The sequence below is a fragment of the Nocardiopsis sp. CA-288880 genome (assembly GCF_050955985.1).
Lineage (GTDB): Bacteria > Actinomycetota > Actinomycetes > Streptosporangiales > Streptosporangiaceae > Nocardiopsis > Nocardiopsis tropica.
In genome coordinates this window covers 5,569,294-5,591,584 of record NZ_CP192105.1, presented here as the reverse complement: position 1 = coordinate 5,591,584, position 22,291 = coordinate 5,569,294, and the positions used below count along the sequence as shown (strand labels likewise).

The following is a 22,291-nucleotide window of genomic DNA, read 5'->3' as shown; positions in this document are numbered from 1 at the left end:
GACCAGATGAGCACGAGGACGGACACGCGCCGGACACCGGCCCGCAAGGGCGGGAGCGGGAAGGGAGGGGGAGCCGCCCCCGCCTCGCCCGCGCGCGCCTCCGGGCGGAAGGCCGGGGCGGCGCGCGCCCGCCCGGCGCCGCGCATCCCCTTCGTCCTCCTCGTCCTGTGCCTGCTGGGCGGAGCGCTGGTCGCCCTGCTGGTGCTGCGCAGCGTCGTCGCCCAGGAGGCCTTCACCATCTCCAGCCTCCAGGCGGAGAACCGGGAGCTGGCCTACGAGGAGCAGCAGCGCCGCAACGAAGTCGCGCAGCTTGAGGCCTCGGAGCGGATCTCGGAGGAGGCCGAGGCCATGGGCATGCGGCAGGGCGAGGCCCCGCGCTTCCTCGACCCCGAGAACGGTGAGATCACCGGGAGCGCCGGGAGCGGTGAGTGAGCGCGCCGAGGGACCGGCGTCCCCGGGACCCCCGCAGGCCCGGAGCGGCGGGCCGTTCCGGGGCCGGGCCCAGCAAGCGCCCCCAGCGTGAACCGCGCCGCCCCGACGGCGGCGCCCGCGCACGCTCCTCGGCACGGTCCGAGGGGCGTTCCGCGCGCGGTGGCCGAGGCGGGGAGCGGGGCCCCGCACGCCGCAGGTCGGGGCCGCCCCCGCCCCCGCCCCTGCTGCGCCGTACCTTCCGGCGGGGGGAGCCGCGCAGCCGGATCAAGTTCGGCGGCGTGCTGATCGTCGTCATCATGCTCCTCTTCGCCGGCCGCCTGGTGCAGATCCAGGGCCTGGAGGCGGAGCAGTACGCCGAGGCGGCCTCGCAGACGCGTCTCCAGACCATCGACATCCCCACCCTGCGCGGCGAGATCACCGACGCCCAGGGCAACCCGTTCGCCCTGTCGGTGGAGGTGCGGAACGTCTTCGTCGACCCCGAGGAGGTCGAGGAGGACGAGCGGGACCAGCTCATCGACGAGCTCGTCACCCGGTTCGGCCTGGACGAGGCCGAGGTCACCGAGAAGGTCGACGCCCGGCCCTCCCGCTACCAGGTGGTGGCCACGAAGGTCCTGCCGCGCGACTGGGAGGGGCTGCGCGACCTGGGCCTGTCCGGCGTGGGCGCGGAGGTGGCCTACGACCGCGTCTACCCCGAGGAGACGGGGGCCGCCGACCTGGTCGGGTTCGTCGGCTCGGAGGGACACGGCCTGGAGGGCCTGGAGGGCTACCTCGACAGCACCCTGGCGGGCGAGTCGGGGCGGCGGCAGGTCGAGGTCGGCATCGACGGCACCCAGATCCCCATGGCCGGGGGCCTGGTCAGCGAGCCCGTGCCCGGACAGGACGTCCGGCTGACCCTGGACCAGGACATCCAGTGGTACGCCGCGCAGACCCTCGCGAACAGGGTGGAGGAGCTGGACGCCGTCGCCGGCAGCGTCGTCGTGGAGCGCGTCGGCACCGGCGAGATCCTCGCGATGGCCGACTTCCCGACGTACTCCCAGGCCGACATCGACTCCACCGGACCCGAGCAGTGGTCCAACGGGGCGGTCGCGGAGACCTTCGAACCGGGCAGCACCAACAAGGTCATCACCGTCGGCGCGGCGCTGGAGGAGGGGCTCACCGAGCCGGAGACGGTGTACACCGTGCCCTACTCCCTCCAGTACTACGACCAGACCTTCCGCAACTCCAGCAACAACGGCACGCAGCGCCTCACGGTCAACGGCATCATGGCCCAGTCCAGCAACGTCGGCACGATCAAGATCGCCGACCAGGTGGGGGCCGGGGTCCTGCACTCCTACATCGAGGACTTCGGGATCGGCCAGCCGACCGGGCTGAACCTGCCGGGGGAGGAGGCCGGCGTGCTGACGGCGCCCGACGACTGGTGGGGCACGCAGCTCCCGTCGGTCTCCATCGGCCACGGCCTGACGGTCAACGCCGCCCAGATGGCCTCGGTGTACGCCACCGTCGCCAACGGGGGCGTGCGGGTGGCCCCGACGGTGGTCGCGGGCACGGTCGACACGAACGGGGAGTTCACCCCAGCGGAGGAGCCCGAGCAGCGCCGCGTGCTCAGCGAGGAGACCGCCGAACAGCTCGCGCTCATGCTGGAGGCGGTCACCGGGGACGAGGGCACGGCGCCGCAGGCCCGCATCGACGGGTACCGGGTCGCGGGCAAGACGGGCACCGCCAACCGCATCAATCCGGAGACGGGCACCTACGAGGACGGCGGGTACACGGCGTCCTTCTCCGGCTTCGCGCCCGCCGACGACCCGGAGATCGTCGTCCAGGTGGTCCTGCACAACCCGCAGGGCACCTACTACGGCGGCGAGGCGGCCGGCCCGGTGTTCAACGACATCATGTCCTTCGCGCTGAAGTCCCTGAAGGTCCCGCCGACGGACACCGACCCGCCCGCCATCCGGCTGTTCGAGGAGGACGCGGGCTAGCGCGCCGGCCCGCCGGGGGCGTCCGCGCGACGCGCCCCGGCCCGGCACACGGACCGCCGCGCCCGGCCCCGGGCCGCGGAACCCGCGGGGTCAGGGGCGCCGGCCGGTCCCGCGGCCCAGGTGCGCGTCCAGGCGGGCGCGCACGGAGCGGACGTGCTCGGGGCCGGTGCGGCAGCACCCGCCCACGAGCACCGCTCCGGCCTCGTACCAGGACACCGCGGCCCCGCCGAACCCCTCCGGATCGCCGGCGCCCGTCCACCGGCCGAGGGACGCGTCCCACGTCTCCCCCGAGTTGGGGTAGGCGACCGCGGGCAGGCCCGCCGCGGCCACCGTGCGGACCAGGGAGGGGACGTGGCGGGGCGCGGTGCAGTTGACGCCCGCGGCGACGAGCCTCCCGGCCGCGTACAGCGGCGCGAGTTCGGCGACCGCCCCGCTCAGGGGGGTGCCGTCGTTGAGGTGCTCGCCGTCGCGGCAGGAGAAGCTGATCCACGCGCGCGGCCCGGGAACCTCGGCGAGGAGCCGGCCCAGGGCACGGGCCTCCGGCAGGGAGGGGATCGTCTCGCAGGCCATGAGGTCCGCCCCGGCGCCGGCGAGCACGCGCCACCGCTCGCGGTGCCAGGCGTACAGGCCGTCTTCGTCCAGGTCGTAGTCGCCGGTGTACTCGGACCCGTCCGCCAGGGCCGCGCCGTAGGGCCCCACCCCGGCGGCGACCAGGCCCGAGCCGAACGCGTCGCGCTCGGCCCGCGCCAGCTCCACCGACCTGGCGAGGAGCCCGGCGGCCTCGCGCCGCGAGTGCCCCCGCGCCTCCAGGGCCGGGATGCTCGCCTGGTACCCGGCGGAGATCGCCACGTCGGCGCCCGCCTCGAAGTAGTCCCGGTGCGCGCGGCGGACCAGTTCGGGCCCGTCGGCCAGCAGCCGCGCCGACCACAGGCCGCCGCGCAGGTCGGCGCCGTAGGACTCCAGGCGGGTCGCCAGCCCGCCGTCGAGCACCAGCGGGCGGACGCCGGACGCGCCCGGCACCGTTCGGACCACTTCACCCTCCCCCGTGAGACCTCCAGGGTAGGCGCGGCGGGGCGCGGCCGCCGGTCCCCGGGAGCCGCGGCTCCCGGGCACGGCCCGCGGCCCCGGGGCGCGCCCCGCGCGGACCCGGCGCCGACCGGGGGCGGGGCGGCCGGGGAGCCGCCGGAGAATCCCCGCCGCACGCAGCGTGGAAATTACCGACCGGTCGTCCGCAGCGGTTAACCTCCACACGTGCCACCGGTAATGCGACCTGAACACACGCCACTTCGTCCCCTGTCCGCCCTCGCAGCGCTGCTCGGGCCGGACGCCACACTCCTGCGCCCGGACCTCGGCGCGGACCACACGGCCGAGGTGCCCGGCAGGGAGGTGCACGTACGCGGCATCACCCACGACTCACGGAAGGCGGGCCCCGGAGACCTGTACGCGGCGCTGCCGGGAACACGCGCCCACGGCGCCGACTTCGCCGGGCAGGTGGCCGAGGCGGGAGCCGCCGCCGTCCTCACCGACCCAGCCGGGGCCGAGCGCGCCGCCGCGACCGGCCTGCCCGTGATCGTCGTCCCCGACGCGCGGGCCGCGCTCGGAACGGCGGCCTCCTGGGTCTTCAAGGAGCCCGCGCAGGACCTGCTGCTGATCGGCACCACGGGCACCAGCGGCAAGACCACGGTCACGTACCTGGTCGAGTCCGGGCTCCGCCGGGCCGGCATGACCACCGGCCTCGTCGGCACGGTGGAGATGCGCGTCCGGGACGAGCGGGTCGCCTCCTCCCTCACCACCCCCGAGGCCACCGACCTGCACGGCCTGTTCGCGCTCATGCGCGAGGAGGGCGTCACCGCCGCCGCCATGGAGGTCTCCAGCCACGCCCTCGCCCTGGGCCGGGTCGGCGGAACCCGCTACGACGTGGCGATCTTCACGAACCTGTCCCAGGACCACCTGGACTTCCACTCGGACCTGCGCGACTACTTCGACACGAAGGCGCGGCTGTTCACCCCCGAGTACTGCGACATCGCGGTCGTCAACGCCGACGACCGGTTCGGCCGCGCCCTGGTGGACATGGTGCAGGCCGACGGGACGATCCCCGTCACCACCTTCGCCGTGGACGGCTGCACCGACGCAGACCCGGCCACGGCCATGGAGGCCGACTGGCGGGCCGTGGACGTCGACCTGGGGGCCACGGGCAGCAGGTTCCGGATCGTCGGTCCGGGCGGCATGGAGGCGGAGGCCTCCGTCGGCCTGCCCGGACCGTTCAACGTCTCCAACGCGATGGCCGCCATCGTCGGCCTGGTCGAGGCGGGCCTGCCGCTGGAGACCGCGATCGCCGGCGTCGCCGCCGCCCCGGGGGTGCCCGGGCGCATGGAGCCCGTGGTCGTCGACGACGTGCCCCGCGCCTTCCAGGACTTCACCGCGCTCGTGGACTACTCCCACAAGCCCGGTGCCATCGAGGCGGTCCTCACCGCGCTCCGCTCCACCACCGACGGCTACGTGACCATGGTGCTCGGCTGCGGGGGCGACCGCGACCGCGCCAAGCGCCCCCTCATGGGCGAGGCCGCCGCGCGACTGGCGGACCAGCTGGTCATCACCAACGACAACCCCCGCACCGAGGACCCCGTCTCCATCGCCGCGGCGATGCTCGAAGGCGTGGCCAAGGTCCCCGAGGACCAGCGCGCCCACGTCACGGTCGAACTCGACCGGGCCGAGGCCATCCGCATCGCGGTGGACCGCGTCCGCCCGGGCGACGTGATCGTCGTCGCGGGGAAGGGCCACGAGACCGGCCAGTACGTCAAGGGCGAAGTGCTGCCCTTCGACGACCGGGAGGTGCTGCGCCGGGCCATCGGCGACCACCTCGCCGTGAGCTCCCGCGAACGGCTGGGCGTCGCCCTCCAGGACATCCACAGGGTTCCTGACGAGGGATGACCCGGCAACACTCCCGGGCGGCCTCCGTTCGGGAGGAGGGGCGCGGACACCGTCCGCGCCCCTCGTGCGTCCCCGCCGCCCGGGGCGCGCGGATCACTGGTCACACGGACACTGCCGGTCACGAAGTGGACCATATTGCTCCACACGGGGCCCGGCGGGACCCCGGACACCGCAATGTGTTCTAAGGTAGGTCCGGCAATCGCAGCCCGACCGCCCACGGTGGCGCCCATGGCGTAGCCCGCCGACGCGGCCCCGGTGAGCCGGCGCGGCACCGCGCGCACGGCATCCGCGGTGCCATCCCCTGACCTGACTCCGGCCGGTGGCCAACAGCCCCTGTGGTGCCGTGGGCCGGGCCTGACATGAGGAGTGGATTTGATCGCGCTCACGCTCGATCGGATCGCTGAGATCACCCAAACCGCCATCGGCGGATCAGCGCGCCCCGACGCCGTCGTCGACGGTCCCGTAGTCATCGACTCGCGGCAGGCAGCGCCAGGCGCGCTCTTCGTCGCCCTGACCGGGGAACACGTCGACGGACACGATTTCGCCGGGCCCGCGGTCGCGGCCGGGGCGACGGCCGTCCTGGCCTCCCGCCCCGTCGCGGTCCCGCACCTGCTGGCGGAGGGGGGCGACGACGGGGTCGTCGCCGCCCTGGCCCGGCTCGCACGGTACGTGGCGCGGGAGCTCGGCGACGTCCGGCGCGGAGCCGACGCGGCCGAGGTCGTCGCGGTCACCGGGTCCTCCGGCAAGACCACCACGAAGGACCTCATCGCCCAGGTCGTCGGCGGGCTGGGCCCGACCGTCGCCCCGGCCGGCTCCTTCAACAACGAGATCGGCCACCCGCTCACCGTGCTGCGCGCCGACACCGGTACCCGCAACCTGGTCCTGGAGGTCTCCGCGCGCGGCGTCGGGCACATCGCCCACCTGTGCGAGGTCGCCCCGCCCAGGATCGGCGTGGTCCTCAACGTCGGCAGCGCCCACATGGGCGAGTTCGGCGACCGCGACACCATCGCCAAGGCCAAGGGCGAGCTGGTCGAGGCACTGCCGCCCGGCTCGGCGGACCGCGGTTCCGGCGGTGTCGCGATCCTCAACGCCGACGACCCCCGGGTGAGCGCGATGGCGTCGCGCACCCGGGCCAGGGTCGTCACCTACGGACAGGGCGAGGACGCGCACGTGCGCGCCACCGACGTGGTCCTCCGGGACTCCGGCGCCCCCTCCTTCACACTCCACCTGGGCGGTCGCACCGCCCAGGTGAGGTTGGCGCTCGTCGGCGCGCACCAGGTGCACAACGCCCTGGCCGCCGCCGCCGTCGCCGACGAACTCGGTATGGACATCGACGCCGTCGCCGCCGCCCTCGGCGCCGCGACCCCGGTCAGCCGGTGGCGGATGGAGGTCACCGAACACGACGGTGCCACGCTCGTCAACGACGCCTACAACGCCAACCCCGAGTCCATGCGGGCCGCGCTGACCACACTCGAAGCGCTCGCCCGCAACCGCCGTTCCATCGCGGTGCTCGCCCACATGGCGGAGCTCGGCGAGGACGGAGGAGCCGAACACGAGCAGATCGGTGAGCTGGCCGCCCGCACGGGCGTGGCCCACCTGATCGTGGTCGGAGAGGCGGCCGAGGGCATCGCCGTCGGCGCCGAACGCGCTGCCCGGCAGGGGCAGTGGCGGGGTGAGTGCATCCGGGTCGCGGACGCAGGGGCGGCCGCGGCGGCGCTGCGCGAACGCATGCGCACAGGAGACGTCGTCATTGTGAAGGGATCGCGGGTGGCAGCGCTCGAAAGGGTTATCGACCTCATCACCAAGGGTGATGTCCAGTGATCGGCATCTCCATCGCGGCGGCGCTGTCGCTCATCGTCTCCATGGCGTTGATGCCGCCGCTCATCAAACTGCTGTACCGGTTCAAGTTCGGCCAGGAGGTCCGCGACGACGGACCCGAGGGCCACAAGACCAAGCAGGGTACGCCCACCATGGGCGGCATCGTCGTCATCCTCGGCGCGGTGGTGGGCTACTTCGGGTCCCACCTGGTGCTGTGGCTGGTGCAGCCCTCCTCGACGGGACCGACCGCCTCGGGCCTGCTCGTGATGTTCCTGTTCGTCGGCATGGGCTGCGTCGGCTTCCTCGACGACTTCATCAAGATCTACAAGCGCCGCAGCCTCGGCCTGCGCAGCGGCGCGAAGATGGTCGGCCAGGCCGTCATCGGCATCGGCTTCGCCTACGGGGTCACCCAGTTCCCCAACGGGTACGGCTACACCCCCGCGGCGCCCAGCCTGTCCTTCCTGCGCGACTTCGGACCGCCGCTGATGCTGGGCCTGTTCATCCTGTGGGCGCTCTTCCTCATCGTCGGCTTCTCCAACGCGGTGAACCTGACGGACGGCCTGGACGGCCTCGCGACCGGCGCGACCATCCTGTCCCTGGTGGCCTACGTCATCATCGGCAACTGGCAGCTGCGCCAGTCGTGCGTGTCCTACCTCTCGGACAGCTGCTACACGGTCCGCGACCCCCTGGACCTGGCCGTGGTGGCCGCCGCGGCGCTCGGCGCGTGCATCGGCTTCCTGTGGTTCAACGCACCGCCCGCCAAGATCTTCATGGGCGACACCGGCTCCCTGGCGCTGGGCGGCCTCATCGTGGGCCTGGCCATCACCACCCGCACCCAGCTCCTGCTGCTGCTCATCGGCGGCCTCTTCGTCATCATCACCATGTCGGTGATGATCCAGATCACGTCGTTCCGCCTCACCGGCAAACGCGTGTTCCGCATGGCGCCGCTCCAGCACCACTTCGAGCTCAAGGGGTGGGCCGAACCCACCATCGTGATCCGCTTCTGGATCATCCAGGGCCTGTTCGTGGCGATCGCCATCGGACTCTTCTATCTCGAATGGATGCCAAGGTAGAAGGCATGCCGCACCACTCTTCCGACACACAGCCCGGTCCCGCCGCCGACCCCGCGCCGAGCGGGGCCGACCTGGAGGGACGGCTGGTCTGCGTCGCCGGTCTGGGAGTGTCCGGGCCCCCGGTCGCCAGGGCGCTCCTGGCCCGCGGGGCCCGCGTGGTCGTCGTGGACGGCCGCGACGACGACACCGTCCGTCCGGTCGCCGCCGAACTCGCCGACGCCGGGGCCGAGGTGGTCCTCGGCGGGACCCCGCTGCCCGAGGGCTGCGACCTGGTCGTCACCTCGCCCGGCTGGCGCCCCGACTCCCCGCTCCTGGTCCGGGCCGCCGAAGCCGGGACCGAGGTGATCGGCGACGTCGAGCTGGCCTGGCGCCTCAAACCCGCTGACCAGGTGTGGCTCGCCATCACCGGGACCAACGGCAAGACCACCACCGTGCGGATGCTGGAGGCGATGCTCCGCGCGGACGGCCGGGACGCGCTCGCCGTCGGCAACGTCGGCACGCCGATCGTCGACGCGGTCCTGCCCGACGCCGACGGCCACGTGCACGACGTGCTGGCCGTGGAGCTGTCCAGCTTCCAGCTCCACTGGTCCAGCAGCGTGCGCCCGCACGCCGCCACCGTCCTCAACGTGGCCCCCGACCACCTGGACTGGCACGGCGGCCTCGACCCCTACGCCCGGGCCAAGGGCAGGGTGTTCGCGCCCGGGACGATCCGGGTCGCCAACACGGCCGACGCCTGGTCGGTCCGCCTGGCGGAGGAGGACGGCGACCCGTACGCCCCGCTCGTCGGCTTCCGGCTGGACACCCCGAGGGCCGGCGAACTGGGAGTGGTCGAGGACCTGCTCGTCGACCGCGCCTTCTCCGCCGACCCCGGCAGCAGCGCCGAGGAGCTGGCCACCCTCGCCGACGTCCGCCCGGCCGCGCCGCACAACGTCGCCAACGCCCTGGCCGCGGCGGCGCTGGCCCGCTCGATCGGCGTCGCGCCGGCGTCGGTGCGGGCCGGCCTGGCCGCGTTCCGGCCCGAGCCCCACCGCATCGCGCACGTGGCCTCCGTCGGAGGCGTCGACTACGTGGACGACTCCAAGGCGACCAACCCGCACGCCGCGGCGGCCTCGCTCGGGGCCTACGCGTCCGTGGTGTGGATCGCCGGCGGCCTGCTCAAGGGCGCCGCGGTCGACGACCTGGTCGCCGCGGCGGCCGGCCGGCTGCGGGGCGCGGTGCTGATCGGCGCGGACCGGGCCCGGCTGCGCGAGGCCCTGGCCGAGCACGCCCCCGCGGTCCCCGTGGTCGAGGTCGAGGGCCCGGCCCCGGACGCGCCCGAGGGCCACACGGTGATGGACGCCGTGGTCGCCGAGGCCGCGGCCATGGCCCGCGAGGGCGACACGGTGCTGCTGGCCCCGGCCGCCGCGTCCATGGACATGTTCACCAACTACCCCGAACGCGGACGCCTGTTCTCCGAGGCCGTCAACCGCCTGCCCTGAGTGACCGGACGCCGCCCGTACGTGACGAAGTCCGCGCGGGCGGCGTCCGCTGTGCCCACCGCCACCCCGCCGGTCGCCAAAGATGGCCAACACGCGGGAAATGTCCACGGTTCCCGACCCGGGCGTGCGCCAGTATTGAGGCGCGAATCGTGCGGAGGGTGTGGATGGCGACGACAGCGGTTCCAGGAATGGCCCGGGCCAAGGCGAGGACGGACGCCGGCGGGCGCGGGCACGCCCTGTGGCGTGAGTGGGCCAGGTCCCTCGACCGCCCCCTCACCTCCTACTACCTCATCCTGGGCACGGCGGTCCTCCTGATCGCCCTCGGCCTCGTCATGGTGCTGTCCTCCACCATGGTCAAGTCCATCACCGAGACCGGCTCCTCCTTCTCGCTCTTCCAGAAGCAGCTGGTGTCGGCCGTCGTGGGCCTGCCCCTCATGATCCTGGCCTCCCACATGCCCCAGGCGCTGTTCCGCCTGGTCGGCTACCCCACCATGATCCTCTCGGTGGCCCTGCTGCTGCTCACCGTCTTCCAGGGCGTGGAGGTCAACGGCGCCACCCGCTGGCTGGACGTCGGCGGCCTGGTCGTGCAGCCCTCCGAACCCGCCAAGCTCTCCTTCGCCCTGTGGGGCGCCAACATCCTCGCCCGCAAGGACGAGCTGCGCGAGCTCACCGAGTGGCGGCACCTCCTCATCCCGCTGCTGCCCGGGTGCGGGCTCCTGGTTCTCCTGGTCCTCCTCGGGTCCAACCTCTCCACCGCCCTGGTGTTCCTCATTACGTTCCTGGGCCTGCTGTGGGTGGTGGGGGCGCCGGGCAAGCTCTTCGTCACCATGTTCGGCCTCGTCCTGGCCCTCGCCGTGATCGTCATCGCGATCGAGCCCTACCGGATGGCGCGCGTCACCTCCTTCCTCGACCCCGGGGCCGACCCGCTGGGCTCGGGCAACCAGTCACTGCACGGCCTCTACGCGCTGGGCACCGGGGGGATCTTCGGCGTCGGCATCGGGGCCAGCCGGGAGAAGTGGGGGTTCCTCCCCTTCGCCGAGTCCGACTTCGTCTTCGCGATCATCGGGGAGGAGTTCGGCCTGATCGGGACCCTCCTCGTGCTCGCCCTGTTCGGCGTGCTCGGCTACGCGGGCCTGAGGGTGGCCACCCGTGTCAAGGAGCCGTTCCCCCGCCTGGCCTCCTTCGCGATCGTCACCTGGCTCATGGGACAGGTCATGATCAACGTGGGCGCGGTCATCGGGCTCCTGCCCGTCACCGGCGTCCCCCTGCCCCTGGTCTCCTACGGAGGTTCGTCGCTGATCACCACCATGGTCGCCCTCGGCGTGCTCCTCGCGCTCGCCAAGGCCGAGCCCCAGGCCGCCAGGGCGCTGGAGGCCCGGGGTCCGAGTCAGGTACAAAGGGCTCTAAGCTGGCTGGGCCTGGAGAACTTCGTGGCCTCGATGAACAACCGGGGCGGAACGGCCTCCAGGCGCGTCGCCGCAGGACGGGGCCCGCGTACGCCGGGCCCCCGTGGCGGCAGGACAACGGCCAAGCACAGGAACGGACCGGTCCCGGCGGGTGACCGGCCAAGGAGGAATCGGCAACGATGAGGGTAGCCCTCGCCGGAGGCGGCACGGCCGGGCATATCGAGCCCGCGCTCTCCCTAGCGGACGCGCTTCGACGCATCGACCCCAGCACGGAGATCCTCTGCCTGGGAACCGAGCGGGGTCTGGAGACCCGGCTGGTGCCCATGCGCGGCTACGAGCTGGGCCTGATCCCGGCGGTCCCGCTGCCCCGCAAGATCACCCCGCAGCTCCTCAGCGTCCCGGGCAAGCTCGCCGGCGCGCTGAGCGCGGCGGGCGAACACCTGGACCGGTTGCAGGCGGACGTCATCGTCGGCTTCGGCGGCTACGTGGCCACCCCCGGCTACCTGGCGGCGCGCCGGCGCCGGATCCCCATCGTCGTGCACGAGGCCAACCCCCTCCCGGGCCTGGCCAACCGGCTCGGCGCGCGCATGACACCGCACGTGTTCACCGGACACCCCCACACCCAGATCCGCAACGGCCGCTTCGTCGGCATCCCCCTGCGCCAGCAGATCACCACCCTCGACCGGCTCGCCATGGGCGACAAGGCGCGCACCTACTTCGGCCTGCGCCCCGACCTCCCCACCCTGCTGATCTTCGGCGGCTCCCAGGGCGCGCAGCGCCTCAACGAGACCGCGTTCGCCTCCCGCGACGCCTTCCGCGACCGGGGCGTGCAGGTCCTGCACGTCGTCGGCCCCAAGAACGCGGAGGAGCCCCAGGACCTCACCCAGGCGGGCGTGCCCTACGTGGCCGTCCCCTACGTGGACCGCATGGACATGGCCTACGCCGCCGCCGACGTCGCCATGTGCCGCTCCGGTGCGATGACCTGCGCCGAGCTGACCGCCGTCGGCCTGCCCGGCGCCTTCGTCCCGCTGGCCATCGGCAACGGCGAGCAGGCCCTCAACGCCGAGCCGATCGTCCAGGCGGGCGGGGGCCTGATGATCGACAACGCGGACATCTCCGTGGAGTGGATCGTCGACCAGCTCATCCCGCTGCTCACCGACACCGACCGGGTCGTGGCCATGTCAGAGGCCGCCGCCCGGATGGGCCGCCGCGACGCCGACATGGCACTCGCCCGCGAGGTCATGGCCGTCGCACGCGGCGACCGCCCCACCCCCGAGATCCCCCTGTCCGACGACGACGGCGAGGACGCGTTCTACGACGACGGGAAGGACGCCCGATGAGCCTGGTCCGCCCGACCGAGCCGGTTCCCGTCGACAAGCTCGGCCGCACCCACTTCATCGGCCTGGGCGGGGCCGGCATGTCCGGCATCGCCCGCGTCCTGCTCCAGTCCGGGGTGGAGGTGTCCGGCAGCGACGCCCGCGACAGCGACACCCTGCGCGAGCTGGAGCAGATGGGCGCCGACGTCCACGTCGGCCACGCCGCGGGGAACCTCGGCACCGCCGAGACCCTCGTGGTCTCCTCCGCGATCCGCGAGGACAACCCCGAACTCGTCGAGGCCCGCCGCCGCGGCCTGCGCGTCCTGCCCCGGGCGGCGGCCCTGGGGGCGCTCCTGCTGGGCCGCGAGGGCATCGCGGTCTCCGGCACCCACGGCAAGACCACCACGACCTCCATGGTCACCGTGGTGCTCCAGCACCTGGGGGTCGACCCCGGCTACGTGATCGGCGGAAAGCTGGTCACCACCGGCCTGGGCGCCGACGCCGGCCTGGGCGAGGTCATCGCCGTGGAGGCCGACGAGAGCGACGGCTCCTTCCTCATGCTCTCCCCGAAGGTCGCCGTGGTCACCAACGTGGAGGCCGACCACCTCGACAACTACAGCGGCATCGAGGAGATCCACGCCAACTTCGCGGCGTTCGTCGACCGTGTCGGACGCACCCTGATCGTCGGGATCGACGACCCGGGCGCCCGACAGGTCGCGGAGCTGGCCCGCGAGCGCGGCAAGAAGGTCCTGACGTACGGCGAGGCCGAGGACGCCGACTACCGGATCACCCGGGTGCGCGCCCGCGGTTTCACCACCGAGTTCACGATCCGCACCGCCGAGGGCGAGCCCATCGACGGCACGCTCGCCGTCCCCGGTCGGCACAACGTGCTCAACGCCGCCGCGGCCGTCGCCGTGGCGGACGAGCTCGGCCACGACCTGGAGGTCGCGGTGGAGGGCATCGCGGACTTCGCGGGAGCCGCGCGCCGCTTCGAGATCAAGGGCGAGGCCGGGGGCGTCGCCGTCTACGACAGCTACGCCCACCACCCCACGGAGATCGAGGCCGACCTGAGGGCCACGCGTGCCGCGCTGGACTCGTTCGCCGAGGACGCGGGCGAGGCGGGGGTGCCGGCGCCCGGGGGCAGGGTCGTCGCCCTGTTCCAGCCGCACCTGTACAGCCGTACCCGCATCTTCGCCGAGGAGTTCGCGACCGCGCTGGGCCTCGCGGACGAGGTCGTGGTGATGGAGGTCTACGCGGCCAGGGAGGACCCCGAGCCCGGGGTCACCGGCGAGCTGATCACCTCCCGCGTCCCCCACGACCGGGTGCGGTACGTGCCGGGTCGGGAGGAGGCCGTGCGGACGGCGGCCGGGCTGGCCCGGCCCGGCGACATCGTGCTCACCATGGGCGCGGGGGACGTGACCGAGCTGGGGCCGCTGATCGTGGACGCGATCGCCGAGGCGGCCGACGAAGCGCCCGGAAGCCGGTAGGCGCGGGAGAGAAGAAGAGGACACGGGTGAGCGCGGACGAGGGCGGGTCGGCGGACGGGGCCGCACCACGGGGAGGTTCCGATCCGTGGAAGGTCGCCTTCGTGGCGCTGCTCGTGGTGGCGCTGGTCTGCGTGGTCACCTGGGTGCTGCTCGGCTCCCGCCTGCTGGTGGTCCGCGACGTCGCGGTCACCGGGCTGGACCGGATGTCGCCGCAGGAGGTGGTGTCCGCCGTGGACGTGGCCACCGGGACCCCCCTGGTCAGGGTCGACCTCGACCGGAGCCGCGCCCGCGCCGAGTCCCTCCCGCTCGTGGAGGAGGCCACGGTGCGACGCGGCTGGCCCGCGACCCTGGAGGTCGAGGTGGTGGAGCGCCAGCCCGTGCTGGCCGTCCCCGTGGGGGAGGAGTACCGGCTCGTGGACGGCGACGGCGTGCGCATCGAGGACTCCAGGACCCGTCCCGGCACCCACCCGGTGGTCAGGGTCACGGGGGAGGTCGAGGGCAACGACGCGGTCCGCGCCGCCGCCGACATCGTGGAGGCGGCGCCCGACTCGCTGATCGCCCAGATCCAGCTCATCGACGCCACCGACCCCGGGGCGATCACCATCGCACTCGGCAACGGCTCCACGGTGGAGTGGGGGACGCCCGAGGGGACCGCGGACAAGAGCGACGTCCTGCGCGTGCTGCTGCGCGAGCACCCGCCCGAGGAGGGGCGCGTCTACGACGTCGGAACCCCCGATCTCGCCATCGTACGGTGAAGAAGTACCCAGCTCCAGGAAAAGGAAGAGGCGTGCCACGGAAAGTCGAACCGCCGTCCGGCGGGCCGCGAAGCGCGCCCGCGAGGGGGTCCCGGACGGACTCCCGGGCATCCGGCGGGGACATTCCAGACGCGACGCGCCGAGTGCGCACATCGCTTCCTTGCGTTATACGCCGTTAGGCTGACCTCGTCATCGGTTGCCCGTGGTCGGCGGTCCGCTTACTGTCGGGAAGCACAGCCAACGTCAACAAAGCAGCAAAACACGCTTTTCGGGGTACGCAGGAACCGTTTTGCTCCGCTCCTACAGCGGATCGCGCCAGCCCTCCCCGGGCAGGATCGCAACGGCTCCGGTGGCCCCGGGTCCCCGGACAAACGCGTCGAGAACGCCGTCGCGGGGACCCGAAACGCACACTGTAGAACCGGATGCCGGTCCGGAGGCGTACCCGGTGGCGAGAGCCACCGGAGCGTTCACGGAACGGCGTATGCGAGCGGAAAGGCCCCTCGTCGTGGCAGCACCGCAGAACTACCTCGCGGTCATCAAAGTCGTCGGCATCGGCGGCGGCGGTGTCAACGCCGTCAACCGAATGATCGAAGAGGGGCTCAAAGGCGTCGAGTTCATCGCCATCAATACCGACGCCCAGGCGCTGCTGATGAGTGACGCCGACGTCAAGCTCGACGTCGGCCGAGAGCTCACACGCGGCCTGGGAGCCGGAGCCAACCCCGATGTCGGCCGCCAGGCGGCCGAGGACCACCGGGAGGAGATCGAGGAGGTCCTCAAGGGGGCCGACATGGTCTTCGTCACCGCAGGTGAGGGCGGCGGCACCGGCACCGGGGGCGCTCCCGTCGTCGCCAACATCGCCCGCTCCCTGGGAGCCCTCACCATCGGAGTGGTCACCCGCCCCTTCGGCTTCGAGGGCAAGCGGCGCGCGACCCAGGCCGAGTCGGGGATAGCGATGCTCCGCGAGGAGGTCGACACGCTCATCGTGATCCCCAACGACCGGCTGCTGTCCATCTCCGACCGCCAGGTCAGCGTGCTGGACGCCTTCAAGGCGGCGGACCAGGTGCTGCTCTCCGGTGTGCAGGGCATCACCGACCTGATCACCACGCCGGGCCTGATCAACCTGGACTTCGCCGACGTCAAGTCGGTCATGTCCGGGGCGGGTTCGGCGCTGATGGGCATCGGTTCCGCACGCGGGGACGACCGGGCCGTCGCGGCAGCGGAGATGGCCATCTCCTCGCCGCTGCTCGAAGCGAGCATCGACGGCGCCCACGGGGTGCTGCTGTCCATCCAGGGCGGCTCCGACCTGGGCCTGTTCGAGATCAACGAGGCGGCGCAGCTCGTCGCGAACTCGGCGGCCCCCGAGGCCAACATCATCTTCGGCGCGGTCATCGACGACGCCCTGGGCGACGAGGTGAGGGTCACCGTCATCGCGGCGGGGTTCGACGAGCCCGAGGTCAGCGGACCCGTGGTCCGGGAGCGGCAGCCGGTGGACCCTCCTGAGGCCGTCGCCCACAACGCGGGCTCCGCGTCGCGCAGGGAGCAGCAGCCCACCAGGGTGACGCCCCCCGCCGGCGACGCGGGCGGGACGGCGGCCGCCTCCATGCCGTGGATCACGCCCTCCCGCCCGGAGCGGGCCGAGCCGGAGGCGGCGTCCGCGCAGATGCCGCCGGTCCGGTTCCCGTCCGAACCGGAGCCGGTCCGCCAGGAGCAGGCCCCGGTCGAGCAGCCGCGCACGGAGACCCCGGCCCACGGCTCGGAGTCCCACGCCTCCTACGAGACGCCCGCCCCGGCGGGGTCCTCCGAGGAGGGGCGGCCCGCGGGGGAGCGGGAGGAGCCCTCGCAGCACGGCGAGGTCCAGTCCGGCCCCGTCCACGCCGTCTCCGACTCCACCGCCGAACGGCGGGGGGACGTGCCCACGCCCCGCCGCCGGGTCATCTTCGACGACCCCGACGACCTTGACGTGCCCGAGTTCCTGAAGTAGCGCACCACCGTCCCGGTACCATCGACGTGTCAGCGGCCCCGACCCATGCGGCGGGGCCGTCGCCGCCCCCGGGGAAGCGCGCGCCGGCCGCGCCGGCGCCGTCCCGGCGGGCCGAGGGAAGGACCGCGGTCACACGGATGGGCAACGTCATCGATCTGGGGCACGGCGTGCGTGCCGCCGTCACCGAACGGCACGGCGGGGTCAGTGCCCCGCCGTACGACTCGCTCAACCTGGGGCTGGGCTCGGGTGACGTGCGGGAGGCCGTCCTCGCCAACCGGCGGACCGCCGCCGCCGGCCTGGGGTTCGACATCGACCGGGTCGTGTGGATGCACCAGGTGCACAGCGCCGACGTGCTCGTCGTGGACGCGCCGGGTGGGGCGGGTGCCTGCGACGGGGTCGTCACGACCCGGCCCGACCTGGTCCTGGCCTCGATGGCCGCCGACTGCCTGCCGGTCCTGGCCGCCGACGGCGAGGCGGGGGTCCTGGGGGCCGCGCACTCGGGCCGCCTCGGGACGGCGAACGGCGTGGCGGCCAACCTCGTCGGGTCGATGGTCGGCCAGGGGGCCCGTGCCGACCGGATCACCGTCTTCCTCGGCCCGGCCATCTGCGGCAAGTGCTACGAGGTGCCCCCGGAGGTCCAGGCCGAGACGGCCCGGGACACCCCCGAGGCCGCCTCCACCACCCGGAAGGGCACCACGGGGGTGGACATGCTCGCGGCCGTCACCGCCCAGCTGCGGCGGGCGGGTGTGACCGACGTCCGGGCCGACGGCCGCTGCACCCTGGAGAGTCCTGAGCTCTTCTCCCACCGGGGCGGCGCGCCGACCGGAAGATTCGCCTCGTTCATCTGGCGTTCCTGACTGTCGTACCGGGCCGCCAGGATGGATTTCGGAACCCGCCGGAACCGCCAGGGACCTCCCCTCCTGCGGTGACGCGTCCGAAACACGGGTCCCACGACCCCCGGGGACCGCATCGGACTCCGGGGACCCACCCGACGGGGAAAGAGAAGGAGCACCGTGCCACACGTCGACCCAGCTCGCGTCGAGCAGGTCCGCGCCAACCTCGCGGCCGTGCGGGCCAGGATCGAGCAGGCCTGCGCGCGCGCCGGCCGCGCGCCCGAGGAGGTGTCGCTGGTCGCGGTCACCAAGACCTATCCGGCCGACGATGTGCGGATTCTCGCCTCCCTGGGTGTCCGCGACGTCGGCGAGAACCGGGACCAGGAAGCCGCGCCGAAGGCGGCGGAGACCGCTGACCTCGACTTGACCTGGCATTTCGTCGGACAGTTGCAGACCAACAAGGCGCGCTCCGTGGCCTCCTACGCCGACGTCGTGCACTCGGTGGACCGCGCCAGGCTGGCCCGGGCGCTCGGGGAGCGGGCGGCGGCGGCCGGACGCGGCCTCACCTGCCTCGTCCAGGTGAACCTCGACGACGACTCGCGGGCCGGCGTCATCGGACCGCGCGGCGGGGTCGACCCCGAGGACGCGCTCGCGCTCGCCGCCGACATCGAGGCGCACGAGTCGCTCAGACTCGGGGGCGTGATGGCGGTGGCCCCCCGGGCGGGCGACCCGGCCGAGGCCTTCGCCCGCCTCCACGGGGTGGCGAGTCGTGTCCGTGATCGTTATCCTCTGGCGACGGTGATCTCGGCGGGGATGAGCGCGGACCTCGAATCGGCGATCGAGCGAGGAGCGACACACGTGCGACTCGGTACGGCGTTGCTCGGCAACCGCGGACCGATCGTGGGGTAATGTCCCCACATAGACCTTGGAACCCGTCTGTGGAGTTCGCCCGAAAGGGCGCCCCACCCCGTGGAACGCGGGGACGGCGGGCCAGTACGGAGGAGTCGGCTGCGGTGAAGGCCGCGGGGACGACGGAGGACATGAGATGGCCGGCGCGATGCGCAAGATGGCGGTCTACCTCGGCCTCGTGGAGGACGACCGTTACGATCACCGCTATGCGGACGAATATGATGAGTTCGACGATTTCGACGAGGCCGTGGAGGAGCAGCGCGATCGCGATGCAGATTCTCCGCGTGGCGAGGAAACACGAGGCACCGCAGTGACGGACACCGGCGACTACCTGAGTACAGGTGAACGGCGCGGTGGAACGACCACGACTGCCTCAACCGCCGACCTCGCTCGGATCACAACGCTCCATCCGCGCACCTACAACGAGGCGCGTACGATCGGAGAGCACTTCCGGGAGGGCACACCGGTGATCATGAACCTGACCGAGATGGTCGACAGCGACGCCAAGCGTCTCGTCGACTTCGCGGCTGGTCTGATCTTCGGTCTGCATGGCAGTATCGAACGCGTGACCAACAAGGTGTTCCTGCTGTCACCGGCCAACGTCGAGGTCACCGCCGAAGACAAGGCCCGGATCGCCGAGCGAGGGTTCTTCAATCAGAGCTAGACCATCACACTTGTCCAGAGATTGGGTCGGGGAACGACCGTGAGTATCGTCGTTGCAGTGCTGCTCTTCGCGCTACAGCTGTTCGTTTTCGTGCTGATCGCGAGGGTGGTCCTGGAGATGGTGCAGTCCTTCGCCAGGACGTGGCGGCCCACCGGGTTCGTCCTCGTCCTCGCGGAGATCGTGTACACCGTCACCGACCCGCCACTGAGGTTCCTGCGACGGTTCATCAAGCCGGTGAGACTGGGGAGCGTCGCACTCGACCTGAGTGTCCTCGTCCTCTTCATCATCGTGTGGATCTTGATGGCTCTCATCGGGAGCCTCGCTTAGCAGGGAAGGGGCACGGGGGCAAGTATCAGGTCCCCGGTGCCGTTATGTGGTCTTGGTCATGATCTGGATTGCCGTAAGGTCACGATCAGGTAGCGTCCCTACGGACAGACTCCAAGCGCGCCAAGGAGACGAACATGCCGCTGACACCCGCCGATGTGCGGAACAAGCAGTTCAGTACGACCCGGCTCCGGCCGGGGTACGACGAAGAAGAGGTCGACGCCTTTCTCGACGAGGTCGAGTCCGAGCTCGACCGCCTGATCCAGGAGAACGAGGAACTGCGCGGCAAGTTGGCCGAGTGCCTGCGGGGCAAGGTGCCCAACGCCGGCATGCAGGACTTCCAGCAGCCCCAGGACCAGGCGCCGGAGCCCCAGCAGCACGAGCAGATGCGCCCGGAGCCCGTCCAGCAGCCGCAGGCCGTCGAGCCGCAGCCCCCGGTCCAGCAGCAGATGCCGATGACCGGCGCGAACATGGGGATGGGCGGTGAGGAGAACATGGACACGGCCGCCCGCGTCCTCGCCCTCGCCCAGCAGACCGCCGACCAGGCGATCTCCGACGCCCGCCGTGAGGCGGACGAGACCCTCGGCCGCGCCCGCCACGAGTCCGAGGACATCCTCGGCAAGGCCCGCCGCCAGGCGGACCAGATCATCGGTGAGGCCCGGGCACGGTCGGAGAACCTCGACCGCGACGCCCAGGAGCGCCACCGCCAGGTCATGGGCAGCCTGGTGCAGCAGCGTGAGGAGCTGGAGCACAAGGTCAACGTGCTCAAGGACTTCGAGCGCGAGTACCGGAGCCGTCTGAAGGACTACTTCGAGCGCCAGCTGCGCGAGCTGAACGAGGAGGGCAAGCCCGTCGAGCCGAACCCGAACACCACGGGCGGCTTCCAGACGATGGCTCCGCAGGCCGGTGGCGCCCCCGCTCTCCAGCACGGCCCCGGCGGCAACCCGTTCGGTCAGCCCGAACCCGCCCAGCACGGTGGATTCCACCCGGGTGAGGCTCCGCACGAGCGTCGCTAGACCAGCGGCATTCGGCTCCGAACAACTGAAGACTCCGGATACAACACGTGTAAAGGCCCTGGTCGACCCGTGATCCTTAGCATCCTCGCAACCGTGGCGGTGCTGGCGGCCATCGCCGTCATCGCGGCTGCCCTGGCCCTCGCCGAGACGGTCCTGGTGTACATCGCACTCGGACTGGCCGGCGCCAGCGTCCTCCTCCTCCTGGGGGGCATGGTCCAGGGACGCATCGCCGAGAGCAGGACGGGTCACCCCGGAACGGACGGTTTGGGGAAGTCGTCCGTCCCGACCGGCGCCGCCATCCCGGCGGCGACGGCAGCGGGCCCCCACGTCGTGCCGGAGTACTCCGGGCGCGTTCCCGTACCGGCCCAAGGGCCGGTACGGGAAGCCCCCGCGCAGGACACGCCCGTCTGGGCGGCCGCGGACGACGCCGGGCACGGGGAACCGGAGTACGACGTCCCCCGCTGGCAGACCCCCACCGCGCACGAGTGGCCGGAACCGGACACGGCGGTCACCGCGCCCGCCGGGAGCACCTTCCACGCGGGCTCCCCGGCCGAGGCCGGCCCGGCTCCCGCCTCCGAGGCGCGGACGGACGGGGAACCGGTCGACACGGCGGTCACCGCCGACATCCCCGAGGCCCGTGAACGGGCCGGTGAGGACGGAGAGGCACCCTCCCGCCTCCACACGGGGGACGACGGGCCCGAGCGGGACCCCGCCCCCTTCACCTACAGCATTCCCGGCCGGGGCTCCTCCCACGAGGACGGGGCCGACCCGGCCGACGCGACCGCGGACCCCGACGACGGGGTCGCGGGCGCCGGGGCTCCCGAGACGGACGCCTTCTCCTACCGGATCCCCGGCGAGGCGGACCGGACCGAGCGGGCGCAGGACGCCCCGGAGCCCGGCGACCCGGACACGGCGCAGGCCCCGGCGCCCGACTCCTCCGCGGACGGCGACGGGGAAGCCCGCCCGGACACCGACGCGGTCCCGCGCGCCGAGCAGGCCGTGGAGCACGCGGAGGCCGGCTCCGCCCGCGGCGAGGACGAGCCCGCGACCGACGGGGACGCCGGACCCGGGCCCACGGCCGACGGCGAGGACCCCGAGCCCGACACTGACGACACCGCGGCGCAGGGGGAGCGCGAACACGCCTCCTCCGAGGCGGAACCCGTACCCTCGGCGCACACCGACACCGACACCGACACCGACACGAGCGTGTCGGCGGAGGCCCACGCCCCGGAGTCGGAGGACGCGGACGCCGGCCCCGGGCAGGAGGACGGCGGGCGCGTCGAGGACGCTCCCGCCGCCGGTACGGGCGGCGCGGCCGAGGACGCGGACACCGGGGACCCCGCCCCGGAGGCGGGTTCCGCCGACGACGCGGACGGGGCCTTCTCCTACCGCCTGCCCGGCCGGGGCGCCGCCTCGGACGAGGGGGCCGACGAGGCGGAGAGCGACCGGGAGACCGCGGACACCGGGCGGACGTCGGCGTTCGGCTACCGGCTCCCACAGCCCGAGGACGGCGGGGCGGACGCGGAGCGGTCCGACCAGGACGGCGAGGACGACGAGGAGGTCGCCCCCGCGGCCGACGGCACCGCCGACGCGGGCGACCCCGACACCGCCCCGGCGCCCGCCCGTCCGGAGGCGGAGGGCGATGCGGCCGACGGCCCGGGGGACGGGACCGGGGACGCGGAGCCGGACGGGAGCGAGCGGCCCGCGAGGGCCGGGGACGCCGAGGAGGCCGAGGACGACCACGCCGTCGCCTACGCGGCCGTTCTCGAGGGGGACACCGACCTCGACGGCGACAAGGACTCCGACAAGGACTCCGACAAGGTCCACTGACACCGACGCACGCGAACGGGCGCCGCCCCCAGGGGGACGGCGCCCGTTCGCGTCGGGGCCCG

The 22,291-nt window shown here is 73.0% G+C and carries 18 protein-coding genes; 17 read left to right on the top strand and 1 reads right to left on the bottom strand.

Going from position 1 to position 22,291, the window contains the following annotated elements; translation table 11 throughout:
* Nucleotides 1–6: 6 nt before the first annotated feature.
* Complete coding sequence (locus ACQPYD_RS24205; protein WP_433697832.1) at nucleotides 7–432, top strand: hypothetical protein; 426 nt, start codon at nucleotides 7–9, stop codon at nucleotides 430–432.
* Complete coding sequence (locus ACQPYD_RS24200) at nucleotides 429–2,408, top strand: peptidoglycan D,D-transpeptidase FtsI family protein (protein WP_433697831.1); 1,980 nt, start codon at nucleotides 429–431, stop codon at nucleotides 2,406–2,408. Before ACQPYD_RS24205 ends, ACQPYD_RS24200 begins: the two co-directional genes overlap by 4 nt.
* Nucleotides 2,409–2,498: 90 nt before the next feature.
* On the opposite strand, the gene mmuM is transcribed toward ACQPYD_RS24200, so the two are convergent.
* Nucleotides 2,499–3,440 (bottom strand): homocysteine S-methyltransferase, encoded by a 942-nt coding sequence (gene mmuM, locus ACQPYD_RS24195; RefSeq protein ID WP_433697830.1) that lies wholly within the window; start codon nucleotides 3,438–3,440, stop codon nucleotides 2,499–2,501.
* A 231-nt stretch (nucleotides 3,441–3,671) separates the two neighbouring features.
* Between mmuM and ACQPYD_RS24190 the strand changes: the two genes are divergently transcribed.
* From ACQPYD_RS24190 to ACQPYD_RS24120, 15 genes are all read left to right on the top strand, one after another.
* The gene (locus tag ACQPYD_RS24190; protein WP_267945823.1) at nucleotides 3,672–5,339 is read left to right on the top strand and encodes a UDP-N-acetylmuramoyl-L-alanyl-D-glutamate--2,6-diaminopimelate ligase; all 1,668 of its coding nucleotides are present in this window, start codon (nucleotides 3,672–3,674) and stop codon (nucleotides 5,337–5,339) included.
* Nucleotides 5,340–5,711: 372 nt separating this feature from the next.
* Nucleotides 5,712–7,160: a UDP-N-acetylmuramoyl-tripeptide--D-alanyl-D-alanine ligase gene (locus ACQPYD_RS24185; RefSeq protein WP_433697829.1), complete on the top strand. Its 1,449-nt coding sequence runs from the start codon at nucleotides 5,712–5,714 to the stop codon at nucleotides 7,158–7,160.
* Nucleotides 7,157–8,230: a phospho-N-acetylmuramoyl-pentapeptide-transferase gene (gene mraY / locus ACQPYD_RS24180; protein WP_267945821.1), complete on the top strand. Its 1,074-nt coding sequence runs from the start codon at nucleotides 7,157–7,159 to the stop codon at nucleotides 8,228–8,230. Before ACQPYD_RS24185 ends, mraY begins: the two co-directional genes overlap by 4 nt.
* Nucleotides 8,231–8,235: 5 nt before the next feature.
* Nucleotides 8,236–9,708 (top strand): UDP-N-acetylmuramoyl-L-alanine--D-glutamate ligase, encoded by a 1,473-nt coding sequence (gene murD / locus ACQPYD_RS24175; RefSeq protein ID WP_330159623.1) that lies wholly within the window; start codon nucleotides 8,236–8,238, stop codon nucleotides 9,706–9,708.
* A gap of 164 nt (nucleotides 9,709–9,872) precedes the next feature.
* A complete protein-coding gene (gene ftsW, locus ACQPYD_RS24170; RefSeq protein ID WP_433697828.1) occupies nucleotides 9,873–11,297 on the top strand; it encodes a putative lipid II flippase FtsW in 1,425 nt (474 codons plus the stop codon).
* Entirely contained in the window at nucleotides 11,294–12,454 is a 1,161-nt protein-coding gene (gene murG / locus ACQPYD_RS24165) for an undecaprenyldiphospho-muramoylpentapeptide beta-N-acetylglucosaminyltransferase (protein WP_433697827.1), read from the top strand. The genes ftsW and murG overlap by 4 nt, the downstream gene beginning before the upstream one ends.
* Nucleotides 12,451–13,917, top strand: a complete 1,467-nt coding sequence (gene murC, locus ACQPYD_RS24160) for a UDP-N-acetylmuramate--L-alanine ligase (protein WP_433697826.1) — start codon at nucleotides 12,451–12,453, stop codon at nucleotides 13,915–13,917. The genes murG and murC overlap by 4 nt, the downstream gene beginning before the upstream one ends.
* 26 nt (nucleotides 13,918–13,943) lie before the next feature.
* The gene (locus ACQPYD_RS24155; protein WP_433697825.1) at nucleotides 13,944–14,672 is read left to right on the top strand and encodes a cell division protein FtsQ/DivIB; all 729 of its coding nucleotides are present in this window, start codon (nucleotides 13,944–13,946) and stop codon (nucleotides 14,670–14,672) included.
* A 505-nt stretch (nucleotides 14,673–15,177) separates the two neighbouring features.
* Nucleotides 15,178–16,653: a cell division protein FtsZ gene (gene ftsZ, locus ACQPYD_RS24150; protein ID WP_433702114.1), complete on the top strand. Its 1,476-nt coding sequence runs from the start codon at nucleotides 15,178–15,180 to the stop codon at nucleotides 16,651–16,653.
* 137 nt (nucleotides 16,654–16,790) lie between these two features.
* Nucleotides 16,791–17,510: a peptidoglycan editing factor PgeF gene (gene pgeF, locus ACQPYD_RS24145; protein ID WP_433697824.1), complete on the top strand. Its 720-nt coding sequence runs from the start codon at nucleotides 16,791–16,793 to the stop codon at nucleotides 17,508–17,510.
* Between the two features lie 156 nt (nucleotides 17,511–17,666).
* Nucleotides 17,667–18,395 carry a YggS family pyridoxal phosphate-dependent enzyme gene (locus ACQPYD_RS24140; RefSeq protein WP_433697823.1) on the top strand — a complete coding sequence of 243 codons (729 nt, stop codon included), beginning with the start codon at nucleotides 17,667–17,669 and terminating at the stop codon, nucleotides 18,393–18,395.
* A gap of 136 nt (nucleotides 18,396–18,531) precedes the next feature.
* The gene (locus ACQPYD_RS24135; RefSeq protein WP_330159617.1) at nucleotides 18,532–19,059 is read left to right on the top strand and encodes a cell division protein SepF; all 528 of its coding nucleotides are present in this window, start codon (nucleotides 18,532–18,534) and stop codon (nucleotides 19,057–19,059) included.
* A 39-nt stretch (nucleotides 19,060–19,098) separates the two neighbouring features.
* Nucleotides 19,099–19,386 (top strand): YggT family protein, encoded by a 288-nt coding sequence (locus tag ACQPYD_RS24130; RefSeq protein ID WP_267945813.1) that lies wholly within the window; start codon nucleotides 19,099–19,101, stop codon nucleotides 19,384–19,386.
* 134 nt (nucleotides 19,387–19,520) lie between these two features.
* Nucleotides 19,521–20,399: a DivIVA domain-containing protein gene (locus ACQPYD_RS24125; RefSeq protein WP_267945812.1), complete on the top strand. Its 879-nt coding sequence runs from the start codon at nucleotides 19,521–19,523 to the stop codon at nucleotides 20,397–20,399.
* A 69-nt stretch (nucleotides 20,400–20,468) separates the two neighbouring features.
* Complete coding sequence (locus ACQPYD_RS24120) at nucleotides 20,469–22,229, top strand: hypothetical protein (RefSeq protein ID WP_433697822.1); 1,761 nt, start codon at nucleotides 20,469–20,471, stop codon at nucleotides 22,227–22,229.
* The last annotated feature ends 62 nt before the right edge of the window (nucleotides 22,230–22,291 follow it).

Excerpts from the sequence above, each read along its gene's own strand:
- ACQPYD_RS24205 (WP_433697832.1), top strand. The coding sequence starts at position 7 with ATGAGCACGAGGACGGACACGCGCCGGACACCGGCCCGCAAGGGCGGG.
- ACQPYD_RS24190 (WP_267945823.1), top strand. The coding sequence starts at position 3,672 with ATGCGACCTGAACACACGCCACTTCGTCCCCTGTCCGCCCTCGCAGCG.
- murD (WP_330159623.1), top strand. The coding sequence starts at position 8,236 with ATGCCGCACCACTCTTCCGACACACAGCCCGGTCCCGCCGCCGACCCC.
- ftsW (WP_433697828.1), top strand. The coding sequence starts at position 9,873 with ATGGCGACGACAGCGGTTCCAGGAATGGCCCGGGCCAAGGCGAGGACG.
- murG (WP_433697827.1), top strand. The coding sequence starts at position 11,294 with ATGAGGGTAGCCCTCGCCGGAGGCGGCACGGCCGGGCATATCGAGCCC.
- murC (WP_433697826.1), top strand. The coding sequence starts at position 12,451 with ATGAGCCTGGTCCGCCCGACCGAGCCGGTTCCCGTCGACAAGCTCGGC.
- pgeF (WP_433697824.1), top strand. The coding sequence starts at position 16,791 with ATGGGCAACGTCATCGATCTGGGGCACGGCGTGCGTGCCGCCGTCACC.
- ACQPYD_RS24135 (WP_330159617.1), top strand. The coding sequence starts at position 18,532 with ATGGCCGGCGCGATGCGCAAGATGGCGGTCTACCTCGGCCTCGTGGAG.
- ACQPYD_RS24125 (WP_267945812.1), top strand. The coding sequence starts at position 19,521 with ATGCCGCTGACACCCGCCGATGTGCGGAACAAGCAGTTCAGTACGACC.